Genomic DNA, 20,689 nt, shown 5'->3' with positions numbered 1-20,689 from the left:
CTCTGAAAGTGTTTCAATTGCATAAAAGCAGTAACTGTCTCCCGTTATTATTGTCTTTAGCTATAGTTTCAAAAGAAAGGCGATGGGATGAGCCCAATCGATGGCATGGATGCTGATCGGAATGAAACGTTTTTCTTGAATCTCGGTGCTTGGCCCCGTAGCTACGGCAATCCCCTCGAAGAGGCAAAGAAGCATCTATTAAAGCGTAAATGGAAATTGAGTTCCGAAGTTAAGAACTCATCATGCTGTTTTGAGAAACAGTCGACGCACCTCTATGTCCATTTCCTTGGATTTGCTGTGGTGACAGGTCAAAATGTGTCCACTGGTACTGTCATTGCCGATTGTGGTACGGAGTGGCTTGGCAACACTTCTCTTCCTGGAAGAGAAGCCAAAGTACAAATAATTGATGGGAACAATTGGAAAGAAGAGATTGCCCAAGCGGCAGCGGTCTTGGCATTAAAACAGCTAAGAGATTGGACTGCCGCTCCTACTTTTGGCGGGCAGGTCAATAGTTCGGATCGTCTCTTCCTTCAGCTTCAAAGGATCCATGAGCTTTTTCCTCCGAATGATGAAAAAGTAGAGGGATTATACGAGGAGAAACTTCATGAAGCTACGAGGCTAGTAGAGATAATTAGACGAAACGCTTCAGTGGAGTACCGTAGCAACAGATTCATTCCCATATTAAAGGCGATTGAACCGTTTGCGATTCCAGCGGGCACTTTCTTCGTTGGCTTAGGAACTAATAATGGCAACCAATGGGCATGGGTGTGCGCAGGTGTGGCATTCGGTGCTGAGTTGATTATACGTTTGTCTTTAAAAGCGTGTGATGTAGATGAAACACCTATTTTGCAGCTGTCTCACGAATCAGCGGAATCTGAAAACTAATTTTCTAGATTTTCCACCTTCGATGATGTCTCTTTTCATTACTCATTAACCAGCTGGTCTTATGGGACATTGATTTTGAAACGGGTTTTGGGACGCTTTTCACCGTCAAATTGAAGACTCCGGAGCATCGTACAAAATCTGTTTCAAAAACGGACGTTTTCGGAATAAGCATAGAATCTGAATGCAGATGAGGAATCATTTATTAGGGGCGTGCTATGTCTGCATAACCGGAATTAGACGATAACGTCCGGATTCTTGCGCATTTTCGGATTTCGGCCTTGATGGAAAGGGACATGGACCGTGCCGGGTACGATTTTCAGTCGCCAGACAATGAAAAACCGCGATTGGAAAGAGGCACGGAGCCAGACCCGCGGAAATCATACAGTTCGACCAGGCCATGTTCGAGACCAAGCTCGACACCATGGTGCGAGAGAAGGTCGAGCGGATCGTCAACGCGATGCTCGACGCCGAGGCGGACGAGATCGCCAACGCCGCCAGATACGAGCGCACTGGGGAGCGGAAGGCATACAGGGCCGGCCACTACGAACGCAAGCTCACAGCCAAAGCCGGCAGACTCGCTTTGAAGGTGCCCAAGCTCAAAGGCGAGGTCTTCGAATCCGCCGTCATCGAACGCTACCGGCGGCGTGAGCAGAGCGTCGAGGAATCCCTGATCGACATGTACCTGGCGGGTGTCTCCACCAGACAGGTCGACGACATCAGCCAATTGCTGTGGGGAGACCGCATGCCCTCGCAGACATTGAGCGACAAGCTCAAGAAGGTGTACGGGGACATCGACTCGTGGCGCACGAGGCCGTTGGAATCGGAGTATCCGTACGTGTTCATGGACGGCGTGTGGCACAAGCGCTCCTGGGGCGGGCGCGTGGAGAACGTGAGCGTGCTCGTCGTCATCGGCGTGGACTCCGAGGGTCACCGGGAGGTCATCGGCGTCGCCGAGGGCATGAAGGAGGACGGGGACAGCTGGGAGCAGTTCGTCAGAGGCATGATCGAACGCGGCCTCAAAGGCGTCCGGCTGGTGGTCGGAGACCGGTGCGCCGGGCTCGTCTCCACGGTCAATTCCATGCTGCCGAAGGCGAGATACCAGCGGTGCATGGTGCACTTCATGCGCAACGTGCTCTCCAAGACGCCGCCCACCCACAGGCAATGGGCGTCGGCGGCCCTGAAGGCGATATTCGCCATGGAATCCCGGGAATCCGCCCTGGCAAAGGCGGAGTCCGTCGCCGCGGAGATGGAGGCCAGGAGGCTGAAGGCCGCCGCGAACTGCCTGCGCGAGGGGTCGGCGAGACGACCACGTACCTGCTGCCGGAGTTCCCGGACGGACACCGCAGGCGCATCCGCACGAACAACATGATCGAGCGATTGAACCGGGAGATCAGGCGGCGCACGCGTGTCGTGGGAAGCTTCCCCGACGGGAACAGCGCCCTCATGCTCGTCTGCGCGAGGATCAGATACGTCACCGACAACGAATGGTCGACCCGCCGCTACCTCGACATGTCCCGACTCGATGACACCCTACAGGCAGCGAACTGATCATCGCGCCATGGACGGCCATGATCCAAAGTGCGCAACCTTTCGGGCACTACCCCTCGCTCAGCTCTACTCCCACAATGGCTAAGAGCACATTGCGGTGGCTAAAGTCCCTCAAATGGTGGCTAAAGTCCACGGCAGTTATCCACCGAACCTACCTAAAGTCCACGCATGTCGGTGGCTAAAGTCCACACTTGTTCGATTACTATGGTGGCTAAAGTCCACACTGGATTTTGGTATGAAAATGCCCCCGCGAGACGGCAATCTCCGGAGGCGTGGCAACCACGAAAGGACCGTGATTGGCAATGGATGATGATACCCGTTTCAAGGATTTGACGCTCCCGGAGGACGAGCCGTGGATGTCGCACGGCTTCATTTCGAAGATCGCCGCGCAGGTCTCCCTGCCCTACCGCAAGCCGAAGGGCGGCGTCAAGGAGATCGAACGACGCAACGGCAGCCTGGTCGTGCGCTACGTGTCCGGTGCGGACTGTCTGCCCTATGGCAAGTACCCGAGACTGTTCGACGTGGGGCCGGCCCGTGCCCATCTGGAGGGGTCCGTCGATTCCGTTTCGTGTCCGGTGCGCGCGTTTGATGAACGCAATCGCGCCCTGCATGGGTACATCCAGGAATCACTGTTCTGATACGCAGAAAAGTAAATTAACGAAGAAATGATAGATTTTCGTAAAGTGCGTGGTAAACACAGGCAGGCGTATATAACATCTATTATTTAGGTTGATGCGATATGACTTTAAAACACACAAATCAACGTCGGTATATTATTGCGCGTAGATGCATTGTGGTAGTTGTAGTGCTTATTTTTGCACTAATTTCATATTTATTAATATGTAGAATTATTCAGATTCGCGAATCTGAAAATCTTTGTGAAGTTTATAGAGAAGATGCAGTTGCTGCATATGATCATTATTCTGGGTGGATTAATTCGAGTGAGATAACTGAGTATATGGAGCTTTCTGATTCTGATGTTGAATCTCCTAGCGTATTGCATCGTTTCAAAGATGATGTACAGGATGTGTTGGATTACCTTGATGATGAACCAATACCAACATGTAATGCCGGTTTCTTTGAATATGATTTAGCTGAATGGTCAAAATCTCCAAAGTATTATGATAATCAATTGGAAAGCCTTTGTAGCGATGCCGTCAAAAGTGAAATTGAGCTGATTAACGTTATCGAAAAATAACGTGTTGTAACATTAAATGCAATACAATGATATGAGGGAAACAATCATCACTAGACAGTGAGGCCAATATGTATAGAAAGTGGAGCAAAACCGTACTGGTTGCTATATCTGTAACTGCATTGGCGTTCGGTATACCTAATAGCGCATCGGCTCAGACATCTCAAAATCTTGATGATGTATTAAGTGCTCCCATTCAAAACTATATGCAGAATATAGAGGATGCGTACAAATATCCGTATTCGGATCTTACGGAAGCGCATTTGAATGCACTTTTGCAAAGCGACAGCCGGGATGATCAGCAAAACGCTATTGCTTCAAGCCAAGCCGCACAAGATTTGGTTTGTTTCCAGAAAGGTTCATTGGATATTATATCGGCTTCAGTGGAGTCGTCCATTCTCTCGAGTGAAGTAATTTCCAACACAGCACAAGTTGCCGTTTTGGAAACAAAAACAATTGAATCGCATTCATCTGATGGTTCTACGGTGACTCTGTATGACGGGGAGACCGAGGATCTGACATCAGTTTGGCAGGACATCCATATTCTGACATTGTCAGCGTCATCTGGAAATGCATATACAGTAATTTCAGACCAATTGGTTGATTATTCAGAATACATGCAAGCAAATGATTTGGCTGCTTTTGCAAAGAAATACAGCAAAAACCAGAATTTGTTTGGCATAGACAGTGATTTACCCGACACGGCATACACTGACTCTGTTCCGAACACTCAAGATGAGGGGAACCTGCCAGGTGACACATCGCCGCAGCCTCGGGCATCACAAATCTCGGAAGGTCGTATGCTTAATTATGTAGATGAATGGACCACTGGGCCGGTAGATGCTTTTAATACCGAATATCCGATTTTCAAATCTGGTGGAAACTGTACAAATTTTGTTTCTCAGGCAGTGCATGCTGGAGGCCAAGCTCTTGTTCCGTATAATCTTGTAACAAAATACTTTACGAATGTCTGGGACTATGATACAGAAAAGAATGATTCTTCACGGACCTGGTCTAATGCGGATTACAACTATAAATTCATGCTCAACCATTCTGGATCTTTCACAGCTGCCTCTTCTGTTTTCAAAACATATATGGGGTCGATTATTTACTATGATTGGATTGATAGTAGTGGTGCCAATAATCCTGATGGTACTTTAGATCATGCAAATATTGTTGTTGGCGTATCCAGTGATGGAATGCGTTATATATCACAGAAATCACCACTTCGTGCAAACATACCGTACAGCACATTTTTACTTAAAGCGTATTCGGAAGGAAAGACTAAGATTAATACAGTGGAACTAAACCTCATTTATTAAAGAGGCTAAATACATTCTTAGCAATATACAGCGCGGCTTTTCTGACCCTAGGCCAGGTAGACAGAAAAAGTCGCGCTGTATTTGTTGATATAGAACCTAATATTCATTTGGTTTGAAGCCATTGTTCTATGGCTTGGTTGATGGTCTCTCCCATTTTCATGCCGTTGTCCGCACAGTATCGTTTGAGTTCGGCTTTGAGGTCCGCGTCCATCTGGAACGTGGTCATGACCTTGCGGACGGTTTCGCCGTCGCCACGGCCGGTGTTGTCCTGCACGTCCATGAGCCTGGTCACTGGTTTTCCTTCGAGTTCGCGGCGTGGCTGCATGCTCATGGTAAGTCGTCCCGAGGCCTTCTTCATCGCAGTTCCTCCTTCAGCTCGTTCCACACGTCCTCGTATCCGTTGAGATTGCTTCTGAACGTGTGGCCGAAATCGGCTTTGAAATCCTCCCTCAGCGGGATTTCCGTGTCGAAGATGCCGGCCCCGTATTCCTCGACGGCGGTCCTGAACGCGCGCAGGGCGTTGGTGCCCTTGCGGGCCATGACGATGAGCACGGCGTAGTCTTTGCCGGCGTCCTGGCATTGGGCGGCGGTGAGCATGGTCTGCTGCAGGTCGATGGGCGAGGACAGGGTGGGGATGACCACGAAGTCCGCGTTCTTGATGGCCTCGTCCACGACGGACCCGTTCGGCGGGGTGTCGATGACGATCAGTTCGCCGTTGCGGTCCGGGCGCCGGTCGCGCGATAACGCCCGGTTTTTTGCGCACTTTGTGATTCGGGCTTCCCGGATATGAACATGGCTCGCACCGGGTACGATTTTCAGTCGCTAACACAGGAAAACCGCGATTGGAAAGAGGCACGGGCCATGTCCAAGGAAATCATACAGTTCGACCAGGCCATGTTCGAGACCAAGCTCGACGCCATGGTGCGCGACAAGGTCGAGCAGATCGTCAACGCGATGCTCGACGAGGAGGCCGACCTAATCGCCAACGCCGCCAGATACGAGAGAAGCGATGGACGCAAGGCGTACCGGGCCGGCCACTACGCGCGCAGGTTCACCGTCAAGGCCGGCAGGCTCGGACTCAAGGTGCCCAAGCTCAAGGGCGCCCTGTTCGAGTCGGCGGTGATCGAACGCTACCGGCGGCGGGAGCAGAGCGTCGAGGAGTCGTTGATCGACATGTATCTGGCCGGCGTCAGCACGCGCCGCGTGGACGACATCAGTCAGCTGCTGTGGGGCGAGCGGATGCCCTCGCAGACGCTCTCCGACAAGCTCAGGAAGGTGTACGACCAGATCGACGAATGGCGCAACCGGCCGCTTGGGGGCGAGTGCCCGTACGTGTTCATGGACGGTGTGTGGCACAAGCGCTCATGGGGCGGGTCGGTCGAGAACGTGAGCGTGCTGGTCGCCATCGGCGTGGACGACACGGGCCACCGGGAGGTCATCGGCGTGGCCGAGGGCATGAAGGAGGACAAGGCCAGCTGGGAGCAGTTCATACGGTCCATGATCGAGCGCGGCCTGAAGGGCGTCAGGCTCGTGGTCGGCGACAGGTGCGCCGGGCTCGTCGCCACCGTCGGCGAGATGCTGCCGCAGGCCAGATACCAGCGGTGCATGGTCCACTTCATGCGCAACGTGCTCTCCAAGGTGCCGCCCACCCACCGCGAATGGGCGTCCGCCGCGCTCAAGGCGATCTTCGCCATGGAATCACGCGCGTCCGCCCTCGCCAAGGCCGAGGAGGTCGCCCGCGAGATGGAGTCCAGGAGACTGAAAGCGGCAGCCTCCTGCCTGAGGGAAGGTATCGGCGAGACCACGACCTATCTGCTCGACGAGTATCCCCCGGAGCACCGGCGGCGGATCCGCACGAACAACATGATCGAACGCCTCAACAGGGAGATCCGCCGGCGCACCAGGGTCGTCGGCAGCTTCCCCGACGGCAGGAGCGCGCTCATGCTCGTCTGCGCCAGGATCCGATACGTCACCGCCAACGATTGGTCGAGCCGCCGCTACCTGGACATTGTTCCATATGAGGCTTCTTTCCGGTGTGGCTGCTTGATATCGTCTCAATCATAAGGATAGGGTTTTTATCGCCTGCGACCGAAACCCCGCCATGTGGACAGCTTTTCCGCAGTTCTCGCCCCTCCCCGCAAGTTCACCGGCACGCCAGAAGCCGCAGACAATACATCATCGTCGGCAACAAACAGACGGAAAGCCGACACAGCGAAGAGGCGAACCCCCGATCATTCGGTGACCTGCGTTAGCTGGGACAGCCATAGCTTATCGGTTCTGAACCTTTCGACGTTCCTTGACCATATGTGGTATTCGGGATCATCCTCATCGGCGCCCTCGTCGGAGAACCCATACGCCTTGAACAGGCGCATGCTCGCGTGGTTGTCTGGATTTATCTGGGTCATGATGTACGGGTCGCGTCCCGTGACCGCCGAATCATTGCCGACCCATCTAAGGACCGTGGCGAGCAGCATACCGCCAAGACCGTTGCACTGCTCGGACAAGGCCGTGGCTATATACGAAATCGCGTACGCGTCCGAAGACCCTATCCATCCGAACTCGCAGAATGCGAGTACGTCGGAATCACCTTCGCAATACAGGGCCATGCGCAGAACATCGTCCGCATTCTCTTTCAGGTCAAGACCTCTGATATACCGTTGGACGTCCATCGCGTATTCGGGTGCCCCCGCTCCGCAGCACACGAATCTTCGGACGGCGAGCTGGTCGTCCGGCCCGCAGATCCTGCTGCTTATCATTCGGAAACGCACTGAGCCCGTCCACGCCTGTTCTTCCTGGAGGATGCTTTCGCGAGCTTCATCCATTTGGCGTCCACTTGGTTGCGAGGTTTCCCGTCCTTCGGAGGGACGTATGCCGGCATCGCCTTGACGCCAGCCGCAACGGTAATCATGTGGATACTCCTAGCCAATAAATGTCTCGTGTCAATTGAAATATATCACATGCTCCGTCCCATCTCGACCCCCGGTGTCTAGTTAGAAATGCAACGCCGTTCCTGTTCCCGTTGTTTTCCCGCCGCCAGCTGGAGTACGGGTAGACGAAGCACGTATCCATTCCCAGCTTGTCACGCGACCGGGCGTGCCGGGCGAACTCGGTGTCGTTGTCGTGTGTGTCTTTGCCGGCTCCGGCCTTGATGAGTTCCAGCGCATCACGCCGGAATCCGTCGTCGTAACATCTCCTTCGAACCTCACGCATATGAAAGGACCGCACCCCGATCGTCGAATCTGAATTTCTTCAGTCCGAACAATCGGAGTGCGGTTCAATTTCTTCGTTCCTGTTCCCGTTTCGGGTTTTCGGATGATGTCACTCGCCCTGCTGGGTTTGCTCGGACTGCGTCGGAGCCTGCTGTACGGCTTGCGCCTGCTGATTGGCGAGCATCTGCTGTTGGATGAGCACGCTGTTGGTCTGCGCGGTGTACTGCTTCTCGGCCATGTGCATGCTTTCCTCGTGGCGCAGCTGGTCCGCGTCCGTGAACACGCGGGCCTGGATCTCCTGCGCGAGCTTCATGAGCTTGTCCTTTTCGAGGATGCTCACGGTGATGGCGTTCGCTCCGCCGGACGGATCGTGGAAGACGAGGCTGGCGCTCATGACGTTGGCGAGGTTGGCCGCGGCGACGAGCAGGCAGACAATGGCGACCAGGGCGTTCGAGTCGAACATGCCGAAGCCGACGAACAGGAAAATCAGACCCCACACGAGGCTTCCGAGGTTAAATTTCGTGTTCGTGTCGACGCTGGCGATGTTGCGCAGCGGAATGGTCTTGGTGGACGCTCCCAACGGGATCAGTCCGAACAAGGTGTTCGGCGCCTTGTACTGCACGCGCGTGCTGGACGCGGCGACTGAGGTCTTGAGCCAGAAGATCACCACGCTGGGGCTGAAACGGTCGCCGATAATGTTCTTCTCGCCCGGCGCGTACGTGAATTCGGTCATGGTCTGTGCGGTTTCGGCCATGTTTTCTCTCCTTTTGTCGTTGTATTTTTGTTTTGCCCGTCTCCCCCAATCGTCCTTACGGTTTCCGATGGGGGAAGCGGAGACATTTTTATTGGTCTTGTGGCGGATCGGCCTATTGGAGGGCGTTGGATGGCGGTCTGAGTTTTTCGAATTCCCTTCGGACCATCCGACGTTTCGCCCTGTTCCAGAATTCCTTGAGCTCCCCGCCTGTGGCCGGTTCCTTCCGGTCTTCCCCTGCGGCACGCGTCACAGTATGAATTCCAGACCGTCGGGACCGTTGGCCTGCGCGACCGGACCGATGGAGTCGACGATATGGCCCGGTACGGGATTGTCCGGCGAACAGTCGGAAAATTCCAACGCCTCCCTTTTCTTGAGGGGAGCTTCCGCAGAATTGACGCCAAGCCGGTAGATCCGTTTGAATGTCCTGCCCATATACGTGGCGTCCGTGGTTTTCACCAGAACGGTGCAATGCAGCGTGTCCGGAATGAACACCTCGTTTTCGCTACGCGTCTTTCCCACGTTTCCGACCATCGGCACGCCCTCTGAAACCCCGTCGAAGACATCCGCAAGATCGTCGGAACGGGCTCGGATGTCTTCTATTTCCGTTCTTACCTGCTCCGTTTCGGACATCGGTGGAGTCCTTTCTTGTGTCGTTCCATCCGGTTCACGTGCGAGTCCGCCGATATCGGAAAACGGGTCGGAAGGGAGCGTCAATCCCTTCCGACCCGTTTCTCTTCCTCACGCCTTCGGTCTCATCGACGAGGTCACATGCTGAGGCCCGGCCCGTCCTGCATGCCGCTGCCGGGGTCTACGCAGGGGTCCGGGACCGGAATTTCCGGTTCGTCCATGTCCATGGCGGGAAAATCGGACGGGTATGACGGGTCGTCCGCGGTTTGAGCGCCTTCCTGTCCGTTGGAGCGGAACGTGGCCTCGGCTAGGTCCGCCTGCATGCCGTCTTCCATGTCGTCCTGCTGTTGGGCGGGCCGCCCCTTGATCTCCATGTCCATTTTGGCGATCCTGTCGGTGAGCTCGTCGTATTCCTTCTGTCCGCTCCACGGCCTGGACAACGCGGTCCACGCGTTGTCCAGATCCGCCTTGGCGTTTTCGAGTCTTACGCCAAGACTTTGCGCGGTATCGGTGTTGCCGGAGATGATTCTGCCGAGCTGGTTGATGACGTTGTCGGCGCTATTGTTGATGTCGGGCATGCCGTTACCGGACCAGTGGACGTGCCTGTCTTTCAGACCGACGACCGGATGGAACGCGTTGAGACCTTTGACCCTCATGTCGCGGTTCTCTATGACGACGGTCATGCCGCAGTACTCGCCGGCCTCCACCGTCTGTCCGTGTCCGAGCCTTCTGGCGATGCCGGTGAGATCGTGGATGGCCTGCTTCCGGTCGGTGATGGGGCCGTTGCCGAGGTCGAGGCCGCATACGCCGCGTTCCCTGTACTCTTCGCGCAATGCCGCCGCCTTCCGGAATGCCGGCTCGTCGTCGACGGCTTCGGCGTGCTGGACTTCGAGACTGTCCACGGTCGGCTGCAATTGCATGTCGATCTTGAATCGGATGGACTTCTGCTGCGCCGCGTGTGCTCGTTTAAGCAACGTCAGCTGGGTGAGCCTGTTCTCGGCCTCCATGCGTTCTGCGATCTTCGGGTCTCCAGTGGCGAGGGCCTTCATCTGCGCGAGGTTCAACACGGTGTCGTCCACGTCGGACGCCTCGCGGGCGGGCGAATCGGAGTTCATGATCTGGCTGATGAACCCGGCCTTGCGTTCCACGGTCTGGAACATGTAGCTGTCGAATGTGCCGACGGTCACGTACCGGTAGTCCTCCACCTTGTCGAACATGTTGCCCTGCCTGCGGACACGGCCTTGACGCTGTTCGAGTTCGGCCGGCTTCCACGGACAGTCGAGGTCGTGGATGGCGAAGAGCCTGTCCTGCACGTTCGTGCCGGTGCCCAACGTTCCGGTGGAGCCGATGAGCACACGCACCTCGCCCTTGCGGACCTTGTCGAACAGGGCCTGCTTCTTCTGCGGGTCCTTCTCCTGGGCTGCGAACATGATCTCGTCCTCGGGGATGCCCTGTTCCATGATACGGCGTTTCAGATCGGATTGGATGTTCCACTTTCCGGACGCCGTGGTCGACGAGTCGCAGAACACGAGCTGCGTGGCCTTGTCGGCCGCATGCTCCTTCCAGATCCTGTAGATGTTCTCCGCGCAGACCTGTACCTTGCCGTGTTCCATCGGCTTGACGTCCGGGTCGGACACGTCGAGCAGCTTCGGGTCGAGGCTGACCTTCCTGCCGTCGTTCGTGATGTTGAGCATGTTGTCGTCGGACGGGTCGACACCGCCGTCCCTGACGACTTCGGCGCGCTGCACGAGTTCTTCGACGGCTTTTTTCTGCGATTCGGTCGGTTCGACCGCGACGGGGATGACGTCGCAGTCCGGCACGTCGAGGTCGAGCTTGTCGGCGGTCAGCAGGTCCGCGTAGTTGTGGAACGTGCTCATGAGCTCCGGCAGGTTATGGAACTTCGAGAAACGCTGTTTGATCTGGTATCCGCTTCCCTCCGGCTTGACCTCGACGCTTTCGACGATGCTGCCGTACGTGTTGGCCCAGCTGGTGAACGCCTCCACGCCCTGGGCCTTGAGCAGGCCTGGGGCTAGATAGCGTTGCATGTTGTACAGTTCGGCCATGGAATTGGACACGGGCGTGCCGGTCGCGAACACGATGTTCGCTCCCCTGCCCTGATCGCGCAGGTATTCGCACTTGTCGAACAGGTCCTCGCATTTCTGCGCGGCCGCGACGTCCACGCCGGGCACGCTGATCGTGGTCGCGATGGCGAGGTTCTTGTATTGGTGGGCCTCGTCCACGAACAGCATGTCCACGCCAAGGTCCTCGAAGTCGATCCAGTCCTTGTTGTTCTCGCCGCCACGGAGCGCCTGGAGTTTGCCGTCGACGCGCGCGCGGTCCTTCTCGTTCTGTTTGACGGTCTTGCTCAGGTTCTTCTCCATCTTGCCGATCTCGTCCTTCAGCTTTTTGGCGGCGAAGTCGTTGCCGTCCGTCTTCGCGGTCTCGATGCTTTTGAGCATTTCGCTCTTGCGCCGGTCGAAGTACCGTTGCCGGCGTTCGGGACTGACGTGCATGCGTTGGAACGTGTCCTGACGGACGATGACCGCGTCCCAGTCGCCGCCGGCGACCTTTGCCCAGAAGCGTGCCGCGCCCTTGCCGGCGCCGTCCGCCTCGGTCATGGAGAGTATGTTCGCGTCCGGGTAGAGCGTGAGGAAGTCCTTGGCCCACTGTTCGGTCAGATGGTTCGGCACGACGATCATGGGCTTGGTGGCCTTGCCGAGACGTTTCGCCTCATGGCATGCGGCCACGCCGGTGAACGTCTTGCCGGCGCCCACGACGTGGGCGATGAGCGTGCCTTCCTCGGATTGCAGGATCCTCGCGACGGCTTTGCGCTGGTGGCCGTACAGGTCGATGTCGCTGCTGATGCCGGGGAACGTGAGATAGGAGCCGTCGTATTCGCGTGGACGGATTCGGTTGAACCGCTGGTTGTACACGTTCTCAAGCATGCGCGTGCGGTCCGGGTCGTTCCACACCCATTCGGTGAATGCCTGTTCGACGGCGTGGCGTTTCTGGTAGAGCATGGCCGTGGCCTGCGGGTCCCTGACCTTCCTCTTCCCGGTCGGATCGTTCGGATCCGGTTTGGTGAGGTTGCTGGTCGTGGAGTTGAGAGCTCCCGCGACGATCTCGAACGGGTTGCGTCCCGGACCGGTGCCCAGGCCGTATTCCTGGATGGTGGTCTCGTCGAGTTTCGGACTGAGGGACGATTTGACCTGCCAGTTGCCGGTGGTCTCGTCGTGGCTGACGGAAAGGCTGCGCAGGCCGCCTTCGGTGATGTCGGGCCGTTGCCTGATCTTGAACGTGTCGATCATGAAATCGCGGATCACGCCGGCCGGAATCCATGACGAGCCGAGTTTCGCGGTGATCTCATCGTGGGTGAGCCTGTCGGGAAGCGACTTCCTGAGCCTGGATTCCAGGTTCCTCAGTTCCATCAGGCGTTCCGGATCGGGTTCCTGCGCCGGATGGGCCTCCATCCATTCGTTCCTGCGTTCGCGCCATTGTCCGAGTCCTTCGACGCTGACCATGGAACTCAGCGGGCGGTATTCGTCGTATCGTCCGTGATGGGATGGGCTTTTCAGGCGTGCGACGTCCATGGAGTACAGGTATTCGCAGATCTCCGGATGCGAGCGGAGCTCGCGGGCCATCGCGAGCAGGTCGCATCTGGATTCCCTGCGGTAGCCAAGATCCTCCACCTTCCACAGGCTTGGATCGGTGATTTTTTGCAGGGTCTCCTTCGCGTCTCCCCATCGGAAGTCGCGGGTGTTGAGGATCGTCGCCACGACACGGTCGTCGATGGCTTCCGGGTCGGCGGTCACGGCCTTGTACAGCATGCGCATGGTGCTGTTGGCGATGCCGTTGCCGTCTCCCGACCAGCCTTGCTCGAAGACGCTTCCGAACAAGGCGTTCCCTTGGGGATTGTCCGCGTCCCAGTTTTTGGCGAGCAGTTCGACTCCCGGCTTGCAGTCGTCGATGAACTTGGAGGCCATCGCCATTTTCTGGCCGTTGTGGGCGTCGGACACGTCGGCGAACCATGCTTCCTCCACCATGGCCTTGGTCGTGTGGAGAGGGTCGGTGGCGCTCTGCCATGCTCCCGACTGGCGGAGTTCCCGCACGGCCTGTTCCGCGGATACGGCGGGTTCCAGGGAACCGTCGTCGAGTCCGTTCTGGGCGAGCCAGTCATTGGTCCGGTCGTGTTCCGGCCGGCCGGCCAGGTCCCGCAGCAGCCGCTCCACATGGTCGATCTTGCCGCCCACGTCTCCCGACAGATACTCGTCGGCGGGCACCGGTTCGCCGCTGTCCGGGCCTGCCACGATGAGGTCGCCGAGACGTTCGGACGTTTCGGCCGTGTCCCGCGTGCCGAGCAGCCGGCCTATCAGGTCGAGGTCCACGTGCCCCATGCGGTCGAGGCTGATGGACAGCGCCTCCACGGGCTCGTCCACATGGTCGGGCATGGGCGGTGTCGGCGTGACGACCCTTTTGGAGAGCGTGTCTCCCTTGGCTTCGAACCCGTCGGCGTTGGTCTTCTCCAACGCGTACAGCTGGTTCAGGCTCGCGTCCGTGGCGTTCGGGTCGAACACGCGCAGGTTCTCTTTGGAGTTGAGCCGGCCGTAGGATTCGACGAACCGGTCGTACGCCTGGTCGAGGTCCCTGATGCCTTGGGCCACGGTCTCGTCGTCGGTCTCCGGGTCGCGTTCGCTGGAGAGCAGCCGTTCGGTCCGGTCGCGCAGGCGCAGCATGGCGGCCATGCGCTCGTCGCCGCCGTTCCTAACGCGGGAGTGCGCGGGCACGACCTGCCCGTACATGTTGCCGTACCAGATGTGGCCGTTCTCGTCGACCGTGTACCGCATGGCCGTCTGCCTGGTCGCGTCGGGGACGACGATGGGCTCGTTGGCGCGTTCGCCGAGCCTGTCGTGCAGGCCGATGCCGTAGGCTTCGAGCTGGCCGGTGAGGATGCGTTCGACGTTTTCGCCCAATCGGCCGATGTCGTTGGTGCCGGTGACGTCGATCTGCGGGCCGAACGGTCCCGATCCGACGGTCATGGTGCCCGCCACGTATTCGGGGTGCTCCACGAACAGCCTGTTGGCGTTGACGCCCTGGCTGAATTCGACGGCGTCCACCCATGCGGCGTCCACGTCCGCCAAAGGCTCGTCGCGTTTGCGCAGAACGAGGATGTCGGAGACCACCTCGGTGCCGGCCTGGCGGCCGAACGTCTCCCTGGGCAGACGGCATGCGGCTACGAGTTCGGCCTTGCGGGCCAGTTCGCGGCGCATGCCCGTCGTGTTCTTGTCGAGCGTGTACCGGCTGGTGAGCACGGCGACGAGGCCTCCCGGACGCACCGTGTCGAGACTGTGCCGGATGAACCAGTCGTGGATGACGGTGTTGTCGATGCGGATCGCGTCGCTGTACGGCACGTTGCCGACGGCGAGGTCGAACGCGCTCTCGGGCAGTCCGGTCCGTTCCATCCTGTTGGCGATGATGTCGTCGTCCGGGCACAGGTAGCGTGCGATGCCGGCGCTGATCGGGTCGGCCTCGATGCCGGTGAACCCGTAGGATGAGCCCGCCGGAGTGGAGCGGATGAAGTTGCCCGTTCCGCAGCCGGGTTCCAGGACCATGTCGGGATGCTTCGGATCCCGGCCGAACCCGGCCTTGCCCAACGTGTTCCAGATCGCGTCGATCAACGGCCGTGGAGTGTAGAACGCGGTGAGCGTGCTGCTGCGCGCGTCGGCGTATTCCTCGTCGCTGAGCAGTTCGCGCAGCCGGCCGTTGACCTCAAGCCACGGCTGGCTGGTGGTGTCCTCCTGAAACGCCTCCTGGGCTCCGCCCCAGCCCGCGTACGCGGCGAGGGCGCGGATGTCGTCGTCGGTGGGTTCTCTGCCGCTTTCGTCGAGGTCGCGCAGCACCTCGATGGCGTGGACGTTCGCCCTCGCGCGTTCGAGATTGGATCCCGCGGTCTGCCGGTCCGGGTCGAGCAGTCCGCGGTCGGTTCCCCTCAGAGGGCTTCGACCACTTCCCTGATGGCCACTTCCTCGCTTTCCAGTTCCGCCATCTTGAGTCCCTTGAGCCACGGATCCCAGTTGCCCGGCTTCTTGAGGTGTTGGTGCGTCTTGTCCCAATGGTTGATGTACTCGGTCCTCACGCGGCCGAACCTCTTCATCATCTCGTCCATGTAGGCGTCCATCGCCGGCATCCCCTGGCGTTGGAGCTCCTTGAGCTGTTCCGGCATGTGCTCCGCCATGAACAGGTACCTCATCTTCTTGATCCCGGTGTACGGGCAATGCGTGATGTTCGTCATTTCGGGTCGTCTCCTTCTTCGCATCGTTTTCTTCCGTTTCATGGGAAGAGTCCGAATTAGACACCGTGCCTAATTTCGTTTGGCTATAATTTTCCCCCCGATTCTGCCGGGAGTCAAGTCCGGACGGCATGTCGTCGAAATCGAAGGCGAGTTGTTCCGCTTCGATGGTGGCCGCGACCACCGGTTCCGGAGCTTCCGCGACGTTCTCCGACGCCAGCCCGTCGCCGCTGTCGGGCAGGTCTCTCCCCTCCCCGGCTTCGGATTGTGTCCCCGCTTCGGCCGCGGGGGCGTCCGCGCCGGATACGATGGCATCGTCCTGTACTGGCGTGGAGAATCTGCGTCCGTCGTGGACCATGTCGTAGATGAGGTCCTTGAAACGGTCGTCGTCCATAAGACGTCCGATTCGCGGATGGTCGGCGACGGCGGATCCGAGGCCCTTTTCGAAATCACGGCTGCCGATGGCAGTCGATCTGTCTGCCTCGCGGATGATGGACCTCAGATGCCGGTCCGCGGCCATATGGTCGGCGATGGCGTCCACCGTGGCGTACGATCCGGCGCTGGCGCCGAGCATATCCTCGATGTCGTGGCGCATGTGCGTGCTTTTCGTGCCCAAAAGGTCCGGGTCGAGGCCCGTATGGTGGAGCCATGCGTCGTAGACCGTCCCGTATCCGCAGTCGAGCCGCTTGGACAGTTCCTCGAACACGCGTTCGCGCACGATGGAGTCCACCGCTCCGGTGACCGCGTAGAAATCGTGGCCGTCTCCCATGGGGAACGATTCGACGGCCTCGCGGAACGTGGTCCGCGGGTCGATGCGGCCTCCTTCCGGATCGTCCGGGAATTCGTGGGAGTACCAGTCCCGGATGCCGGATTCGAGACCATCCACGCCGTTCCAGTCGAATGGTTCCGCCGGCGTATCCGTGGATGATGCGGCGGCCGTCTCCGGCTCCTCGGCCATGTCCGCGGCATGTTCCGTCCGGTCGGCCATGGCCATGACCTCTTCGGCCGTCACCTGGTGGTTTCCGTCTTTCGTGACCATGGTGACGGGCAGTACGTCCAGCAGTCTGTCGATGTTCTCGCGGCGTCGTTCCCGGTCTTGTCCGGCTGCCCGTTCCGGCCGTCCTCCACTGGTTCCTCCGGCGTCGAGGATGTCCGAGACCTGTCGGGCGGCGTCGTCGGACAGCAGTTCCACCGTTCCTTCCGGCATGCCATGTCCGCCGGCCAGTGACGTGAAGACGATCTGCGGACCGTGGCCCGTCTCATGTCCGGGCTTCGTGCCGGCCGTTCCGGAAGTATCGGCGGCGGTCGTATCGGGCGTGTCCGTCGCCGTGTTGAAGGAGTCCCATGAGTCCGGACTGTCGAAGATGCCTTCGCGGAGACTCCTGAGTTCCGTTTCCGTGGCCTCCGGCCCCTCGTGGACCATGCCTTCATCGTCGAACCAGTCGAGCCGGTAGGCCATGGGCGTTCCGTTCGCGTCGCGTGCGGCCACCTCGTATCCGGCGAACTGGCTCGCGCCGTTCTCGCTGGTTCCCGCGTCCGTGTCGTGCGCGTCGATGTAGCCGATGACCGCATTCTCGAACGCCGCGTATTGGCCTGACAATGCGGCGTCAAGGGCTGTTCCCGTATTGTCGGACGGGTCTTTCATCTCCCGTTCGGCTTGGTCGATCCACTCCGTGGTGAACCATTCGGGACGGTCTTCCGGCCTGATTGTCCCGTCGATCTCGCGGAGTTTCGCGATCTGCGCGTCCACGCTGCCGGCCCATAGGTATTTATCCGCATGTGATGGGCCGAGGAAATAGTCGACGTCGTCCTTGAGGCGTCCGAGCAGCCGCAGGTTGAACCCGTAGGTTCCGTCCGCTCCGGGAGATGCCGCCAGGGTCCGTTCCGCGTTGGATGCCGCGGCTTTCGGAAATCCCCGTCCGGCGAGGATGGTCCGTGCCTGGGTGTTGCCTTCCGACTGGGCGATGAGGCCAAGCATGTCCTTGCCGAGTTCCCCGGCGTATTCCGTCGCCGCCGTGTCGATGAGCGTGCGCCAGTTCTCATCATCGTCGTCGGGCATGCTGAGGATCATTCCCACGGGAGCGTGCTCCAGCATGGTTCTCGCGGCCTGTCGGACGACTTCCCGCCGGGGCAGGTCGAGGCTGTATCTGCGGTTCATCGGATTGGTGTATGTCGTGAGAAGCCCGGGTGAGGTGATGACCCGTCTGATGGCTTCGGCTTCGCTGTCCATGTCGAATTCGCCTGTGCCGATCAGGGCGGAGACCACGTCCGGGTGGTTCTCCGTTTTGATCATGTCGTCCAGGTCCTTGCGGTCGAGCCTGCCGGATTCGACGGCGTTCTTCCTGGATGGCCACCAGTCGCGGCCGCTGAGACGGTGGAGCAGGTCGTCCGAGGCTTTCGGCAGCATGCTTGCCGCCAGTCGGCTGTCCGTCTGGTTCCAGCAGCACAGGTCGATGGCGTTCTGGCTGAGTTTGCCTGATTCGACGAGCATCTGCAGCAGTCTCGTGTTGCTTTCGGTGCGGGCCATGTCCTCGAGCAGACGTGCCGGCGTGCCGGCATAGCGGATGACCGCCTGGCGGAGTTCCGGCAGTCCGCTGGCCGCGAGGGTTTCCAGATCGTCCTCGTCGAGGCTGGAAAGGTCCGCATCGTGGGTCATTTCCACGAGTTCGTCCAACGCGTTGTAGTCGCGGTTCCGCCATTGCGGGTCGAGCAGATGCCGTGCGATCTGCTGTGGGGTGGAATGTTCGCGCGCCCAACGCAGTTCGGCCCAATCGTCGGAGCGGTAGAGTTCTTCGACCTGCCGGCTGGTGTTTTCGTCGATCATTGTGGCTGTTCCTTCCATTCGGCTCACCGCATGCCTTCCAATGTGGGGCGTGGCTTGTCGTCCGCCGTGTCGGCCGATGCCGGATTCGGGTACGGGAGCATGTCGGAGAGTTGTTTCGGTTTTTTGTTGCTTCCCATGTACGGTTCGTCCGGCAGGCTGTCGCCGTCGAACGCGCGCGCCCAGGGGTTCAGCGATGCGGGTGGACGCCACTCGTCCGTCGCCGGAGGCTCGGGTTCCTTCCTCCTTCGTGTTGGAATGGTTCTCGCCGTGTCGGGTGTGTTCAGTTCCTCGTCCGTTCCGGTCTTGTCGTCACGCATGATGTCCGTCTCCTTTCACATTCCGATCCCGGGTCCGGTGGCTGGCATGGCGCCTTGGTCGATGCCTGGATCCGGGTCGGGCAGGGCGTTCGCGTCCGGGAAGGCCGAAGCCCAGGGATCCCCGACCTGTGCCGGTTGGGTCTGGCTGACGGCATCCGGCATGGTGGTGGTGGAGTGAGCATCCGGCATGGATGCCCATGGGTCGTCGGCCGCTGTGGCGGAATACCGGTCCTCGATGGCCTGCAATAGGCTTCTGATGGCCGAGAGGCGGTTCGGTTCATGGCCGATGTATTCGGCGATGGGGCCTTCGGCCGGTTCCGTATGGTTCCATTTCTCTCCGGCGAGACGCCAGAGCCATTCGCCGTCCGATGCCACGATGCTGCCGAGGACCTGCCCGTCGGGCAGTTCCGCGTCGGCGCGTCTCGGACCGTTCGCCCAGGCCGGGCCGGACCGCAGTTCCACGTCCTCGATGGTGAAGTCCTTGCCGTCGATGCTGAGTCTTTTCACGTCTTCCATTGGTTGTTCCTTCGTTGGTTTTGTTTGGAGTTCCGGCATGTAGTCGATGGGATTGAGTTGGAATGAGGAGCACAGTTGCGCGAATGCCTCGAGGGTGACGGCTGAGCCTTTTTTGATGCGGGTGAACATCGCCGGGCTCACGCCTGCTTTTTCGGCCAATGCGGCCCAAGGCATGCCGGTTTTGTTCCGATACCGGTTGATGTCCTCGCGGAACCGTTCCATATCGATGGATGACATGGTTGGTTCTCACATTCCGATTCCGGGACCCATGGGACCGTTGCCGGAGTTCGGGTCGATGCCGGGATCCGGATCGGGAATGGTCGGCCCGCTGGCTTGGAACAAGGCGTCCGGGTCGACGCCGGTCCACGGGTCCGGCGCTTTCACGCGTGCGGCGGAGGATCGTTCGTCCATTACGCAGACGCGGTCAGTGAGGTCGGCCGGCATGTCGTCCGCGTATGCGCCGACGCTTTCCAGGATCGGCGTACGGTTGTCCCATACGAGCCGGTCCGCGGTGGTCTGGTCCATGCCGACCCAGTCGCCGTCCTTGTTGACCCTCAGATACCGGTCCCTGTCGGGGTTCCATCCGCCGTACATGGTTTTCTCCGCGATCTCGCCATCGATGAGATGCTCTCCGACGGTTTCGCGGGCGGTTTCGGACGGGTAGGCGCGGTAGTATCCGAGGTCGCTTTCCGGGTCCATGCCGTGGACGGTATCGACGATGTCGTGCAGCAGTCCGATGTTCTCCGGCGTGCGTTCGATGAGATTATCGGCGTCCAGTTCAAGGGCGATCTGCGATGCGGCGGTGGCGCGCGCCATGACGGCGTCCGACGGGTCTTCGTCGCGGGTGGTCCAATAGGCGCCGTCGTTGCTGGACCATAAGGCATCGGCCGCGGCATCATGCCAGTATCCGGGGTCGTTCCAGTTCGCGGACCATTCCTTGATCTCGTCGTCGAAGCCGGTCATGTTCGTCATGGCGATGTACCGGTCGTGTTCGATTCCCGGTGGGAGGACCGAGTCGAACTGGTCTTCGGTGACCCAGCGGAATTGGTCGTACCTGTCGGGCTTGTAGCAGTCCTCTCCGAGCTGGTAGCATTCCTCGCCGATTCCGATCGGCTCTTCGATGGCGTTGCTTCGTGCGAAGAGCGATAACCGTTCGGTCGCCTGGTCGCGCCATGCTTCCATCTGTTCCAAGGTCGGGTTTTCCAT

General features: G+C 59.0%; 14 protein-coding genes and 2 pseudogenes. 6 read left to right on the top strand and 10 right to left on the bottom strand.

What is annotated here, in order from left to right; translation table 11 throughout:
* Nucleotides 1–87: 87 nt before the first annotated feature.
* The 5 genes and pseudogenes from Q5H33_RS00380 (at nucleotide 88) to Q5H33_RS00360 (ending at nucleotide 4,950) form a co-directional block, all read left to right on the top strand.
* On the top strand, nucleotides 88–885 hold the full coding sequence (locus Q5H33_RS00380) for a hypothetical protein (protein WP_042991133.1): 798 nt from the start codon (nucleotides 88–90) through the stop codon (nucleotides 883–885).
* Between the two features lie 397 nt (nucleotides 886–1,282).
* Nucleotides 1,283–2,433, top strand: a pseudogene (locus Q5H33_RS00375) (IS256 family transposase).
* Between the two features lie 302 nt (nucleotides 2,434–2,735).
* On the top strand, nucleotides 2,736–3,071 hold the full coding sequence (locus Q5H33_RS00370) for a hypothetical protein (RefSeq protein ID WP_042990969.1): 336 nt from the start codon (nucleotides 2,736–2,738) through the stop codon (nucleotides 3,069–3,071).
* A 101-nt stretch (nucleotides 3,072–3,172) separates the two neighbouring features.
* Nucleotides 3,173–3,631, top strand: a complete 459-nt coding sequence (locus Q5H33_RS00365) for a hypothetical protein (RefSeq protein WP_130081819.1) — start codon at nucleotides 3,173–3,175, stop codon at nucleotides 3,629–3,631.
* A 68-nt stretch (nucleotides 3,632–3,699) separates the two neighbouring features.
* Complete coding sequence (locus Q5H33_RS00360) at nucleotides 3,700–4,950, top strand: amidase domain-containing protein (protein WP_302422434.1); 1,251 nt, start codon at nucleotides 3,700–3,702, stop codon at nucleotides 4,948–4,950.
* Between the two features lie 103 nt (nucleotides 4,951–5,053).
* On the opposite strand, the gene Q5H33_RS00355 is transcribed toward Q5H33_RS00360, so the two are convergent.
* Nucleotides 5,054–5,308 carry a hypothetical protein gene (locus Q5H33_RS00355; protein WP_042990970.1) on the bottom strand — a complete coding sequence of 85 codons (255 nt, stop codon included), beginning with the start codon at nucleotides 5,306–5,308 and terminating at the stop codon, nucleotides 5,054–5,056.
* Entirely contained in the window at nucleotides 5,305–5,622 is a 318-nt protein-coding gene (locus Q5H33_RS00350; protein WP_302422432.1) for a hypothetical protein, read from the bottom strand. Before Q5H33_RS00350 ends, Q5H33_RS00355 begins: the two co-directional genes overlap by 4 nt.
* A gap of 189 nt (nucleotides 5,623–5,811) precedes the next feature.
* Here Q5H33_RS00350 and Q5H33_RS00345 point away from each other — a divergent pair, with 189 nt between their 5' ends.
* Entirely contained in the window at nucleotides 5,812–7,014 is a 1,203-nt protein-coding gene (locus Q5H33_RS00345; protein ID WP_134817124.1) for an IS256 family transposase, read from the top strand.
* Nucleotides 7,015–7,181: 167 nt separating this feature from the next.
* Here Q5H33_RS00345 and Q5H33_RS00340 read toward each other — a convergent pair whose 3' ends face one another.
* From Q5H33_RS00340 to Q5H33_RS00310, 8 genes and pseudogenes are all read right to left on the bottom strand, one after another.
* On the bottom strand, nucleotides 7,182–7,706 hold the full coding sequence (locus tag Q5H33_RS00340; RefSeq protein ID WP_065438808.1) for a GNAT family N-acetyltransferase: 525 nt from the start codon (nucleotides 7,704–7,706) through the stop codon (nucleotides 7,182–7,184).
* A 373-nt stretch (nucleotides 7,707–8,079) separates the two neighbouring features.
* Nucleotides 8,080–8,160 (bottom strand): annotated as a pseudogene (locus tag Q5H33_RS08390) (IS3 family transposase); the annotation flags it as partial.
* A 108-nt stretch (nucleotides 8,161–8,268) separates the two neighbouring features.
* On the bottom strand, nucleotides 8,269–8,913 hold the full coding sequence (locus Q5H33_RS00335; RefSeq protein ID WP_042990972.1) for a hypothetical protein: 645 nt from the start codon (nucleotides 8,911–8,913) through the stop codon (nucleotides 8,269–8,271).
* 246 nt (nucleotides 8,914–9,159) lie between these two features.
* On the bottom strand, nucleotides 9,160–9,543 hold the full coding sequence (locus Q5H33_RS00330) for a hypothetical protein (RefSeq protein ID WP_042990973.1): 384 nt from the start codon (nucleotides 9,541–9,543) through the stop codon (nucleotides 9,160–9,162).
* Between the two features lie 134 nt (nucleotides 9,544–9,677).
* A complete protein-coding gene (locus Q5H33_RS00325; RefSeq protein ID WP_302422424.1) occupies nucleotides 9,678–18,650 on the bottom strand; it encodes an LPD11 domain-containing protein in 8,973 nt (2,990 codons plus the stop codon).
* Nucleotides 18,651–18,673: 23 nt separating this feature from the next.
* Nucleotides 18,674–18,967: a hypothetical protein gene (locus Q5H33_RS00320; protein WP_033500256.1), complete on the bottom strand. Its 294-nt coding sequence runs from the start codon at nucleotides 18,965–18,967 to the stop codon at nucleotides 18,674–18,676.
* Between the two features lie 15 nt (nucleotides 18,968–18,982).
* Nucleotides 18,983–19,720, bottom strand: coding sequence for a helix-turn-helix domain-containing protein (locus Q5H33_RS00315; RefSeq protein ID WP_195545934.1), 738 nt, complete (start codon nucleotides 19,718–19,720; stop codon nucleotides 18,983–18,985).
* Nucleotides 19,721–19,729: 9 nt separating this feature from the next.
* Complete coding sequence (locus tag Q5H33_RS00310) at nucleotides 19,730–20,689, bottom strand: hypothetical protein (protein ID WP_195545935.1); 960 nt, start codon at nucleotides 20,687–20,689, stop codon at nucleotides 19,730–19,732.

Origin of the sequence: uncultured Bifidobacterium sp. (assembly GCF_959020145.1) — a bacterium.
Classification (GTDB): domain Bacteria; phylum Actinomycetota; class Actinomycetes; order Actinomycetales; family Bifidobacteriaceae; genus Bifidobacterium.
This window is presented reverse-complemented; position numbering and strand designations above follow the sequence as displayed.

What these genes read in the sequence shown, in the direction of transcription:
- Q5H33_RS00380 (WP_042991133.1), top strand. Translation starts at nt 88, where the DNA reads ATGAGCCCAATCGATGGCATGGATGCTGATCGGAATGAAACGTTTTTC.
- Q5H33_RS00370 (WP_042990969.1), top strand. Translation starts at nt 2,736, where the DNA reads ATGGATGATGATACCCGTTTCAAGGATTTGACGCTCCCGGAGGACGAG.
- Q5H33_RS00365 (WP_130081819.1), top strand. Translation starts at nt 3,173, where the DNA reads ATGACTTTAAAACACACAAATCAACGTCGGTATATTATTGCGCGTAGA.
- Q5H33_RS00360 (WP_302422434.1), top strand. Translation starts at nt 3,700, where the DNA reads ATGTATAGAAAGTGGAGCAAAACCGTACTGGTTGCTATATCTGTAACT.
- Q5H33_RS00355 (WP_042990970.1), bottom strand. Translation starts at nt 5,308, where the DNA reads ATGAAGAAGGCCTCGGGACGACTTACCATGAGCATGCAGCCACGCCGC.
- Q5H33_RS00345 (WP_134817124.1), top strand. Translation starts at nt 5,812, where the DNA reads ATGTCCAAGGAAATCATACAGTTCGACCAGGCCATGTTCGAGACCAAG.
- Q5H33_RS00340 (WP_065438808.1), bottom strand. Translation starts at nt 7,706, where the DNA reads ATGATAAGCAGCAGGATCTGCGGGCCGGACGACCAGCTCGCCGTCCGA.
- Q5H33_RS00335 (WP_042990972.1), bottom strand. Translation starts at nt 8,913, where the DNA reads ATGGCCGAAACCGCACAGACCATGACCGAATTCACGTACGCGCCGGGC.
- Q5H33_RS00330 (WP_042990973.1), bottom strand. Translation starts at nt 9,543, where the DNA reads ATGTCCGAAACGGAGCAGGTAAGAACGGAAATAGAAGACATCCGAGCC.
- Q5H33_RS00325 (WP_302422424.1), bottom strand. Translation starts at nt 18,650, where the DNA reads ATGATCGACGAAAACACCAGCCGGCAGGTCGAAGAACTCTACCGCTCC.
- Q5H33_RS00320 (WP_033500256.1), bottom strand. Translation starts at nt 18,967, where the DNA reads ATGCGTGACGACAAGACCGGAACGGACGAGGAACTGAACACACCCGAC.
- Q5H33_RS00315 (WP_195545934.1), bottom strand. Translation starts at nt 19,720, where the DNA reads ATGTCATCCATCGATATGGAACGGTTCCGCGAGGACATCAACCGGTAT.
- Q5H33_RS00310 (WP_195545935.1), bottom strand. Translation starts at nt 20,689, where the DNA reads ATGGAAAACCCGACCTTGGAACAGATGGAAGCATGGCGCGACCAGGCG.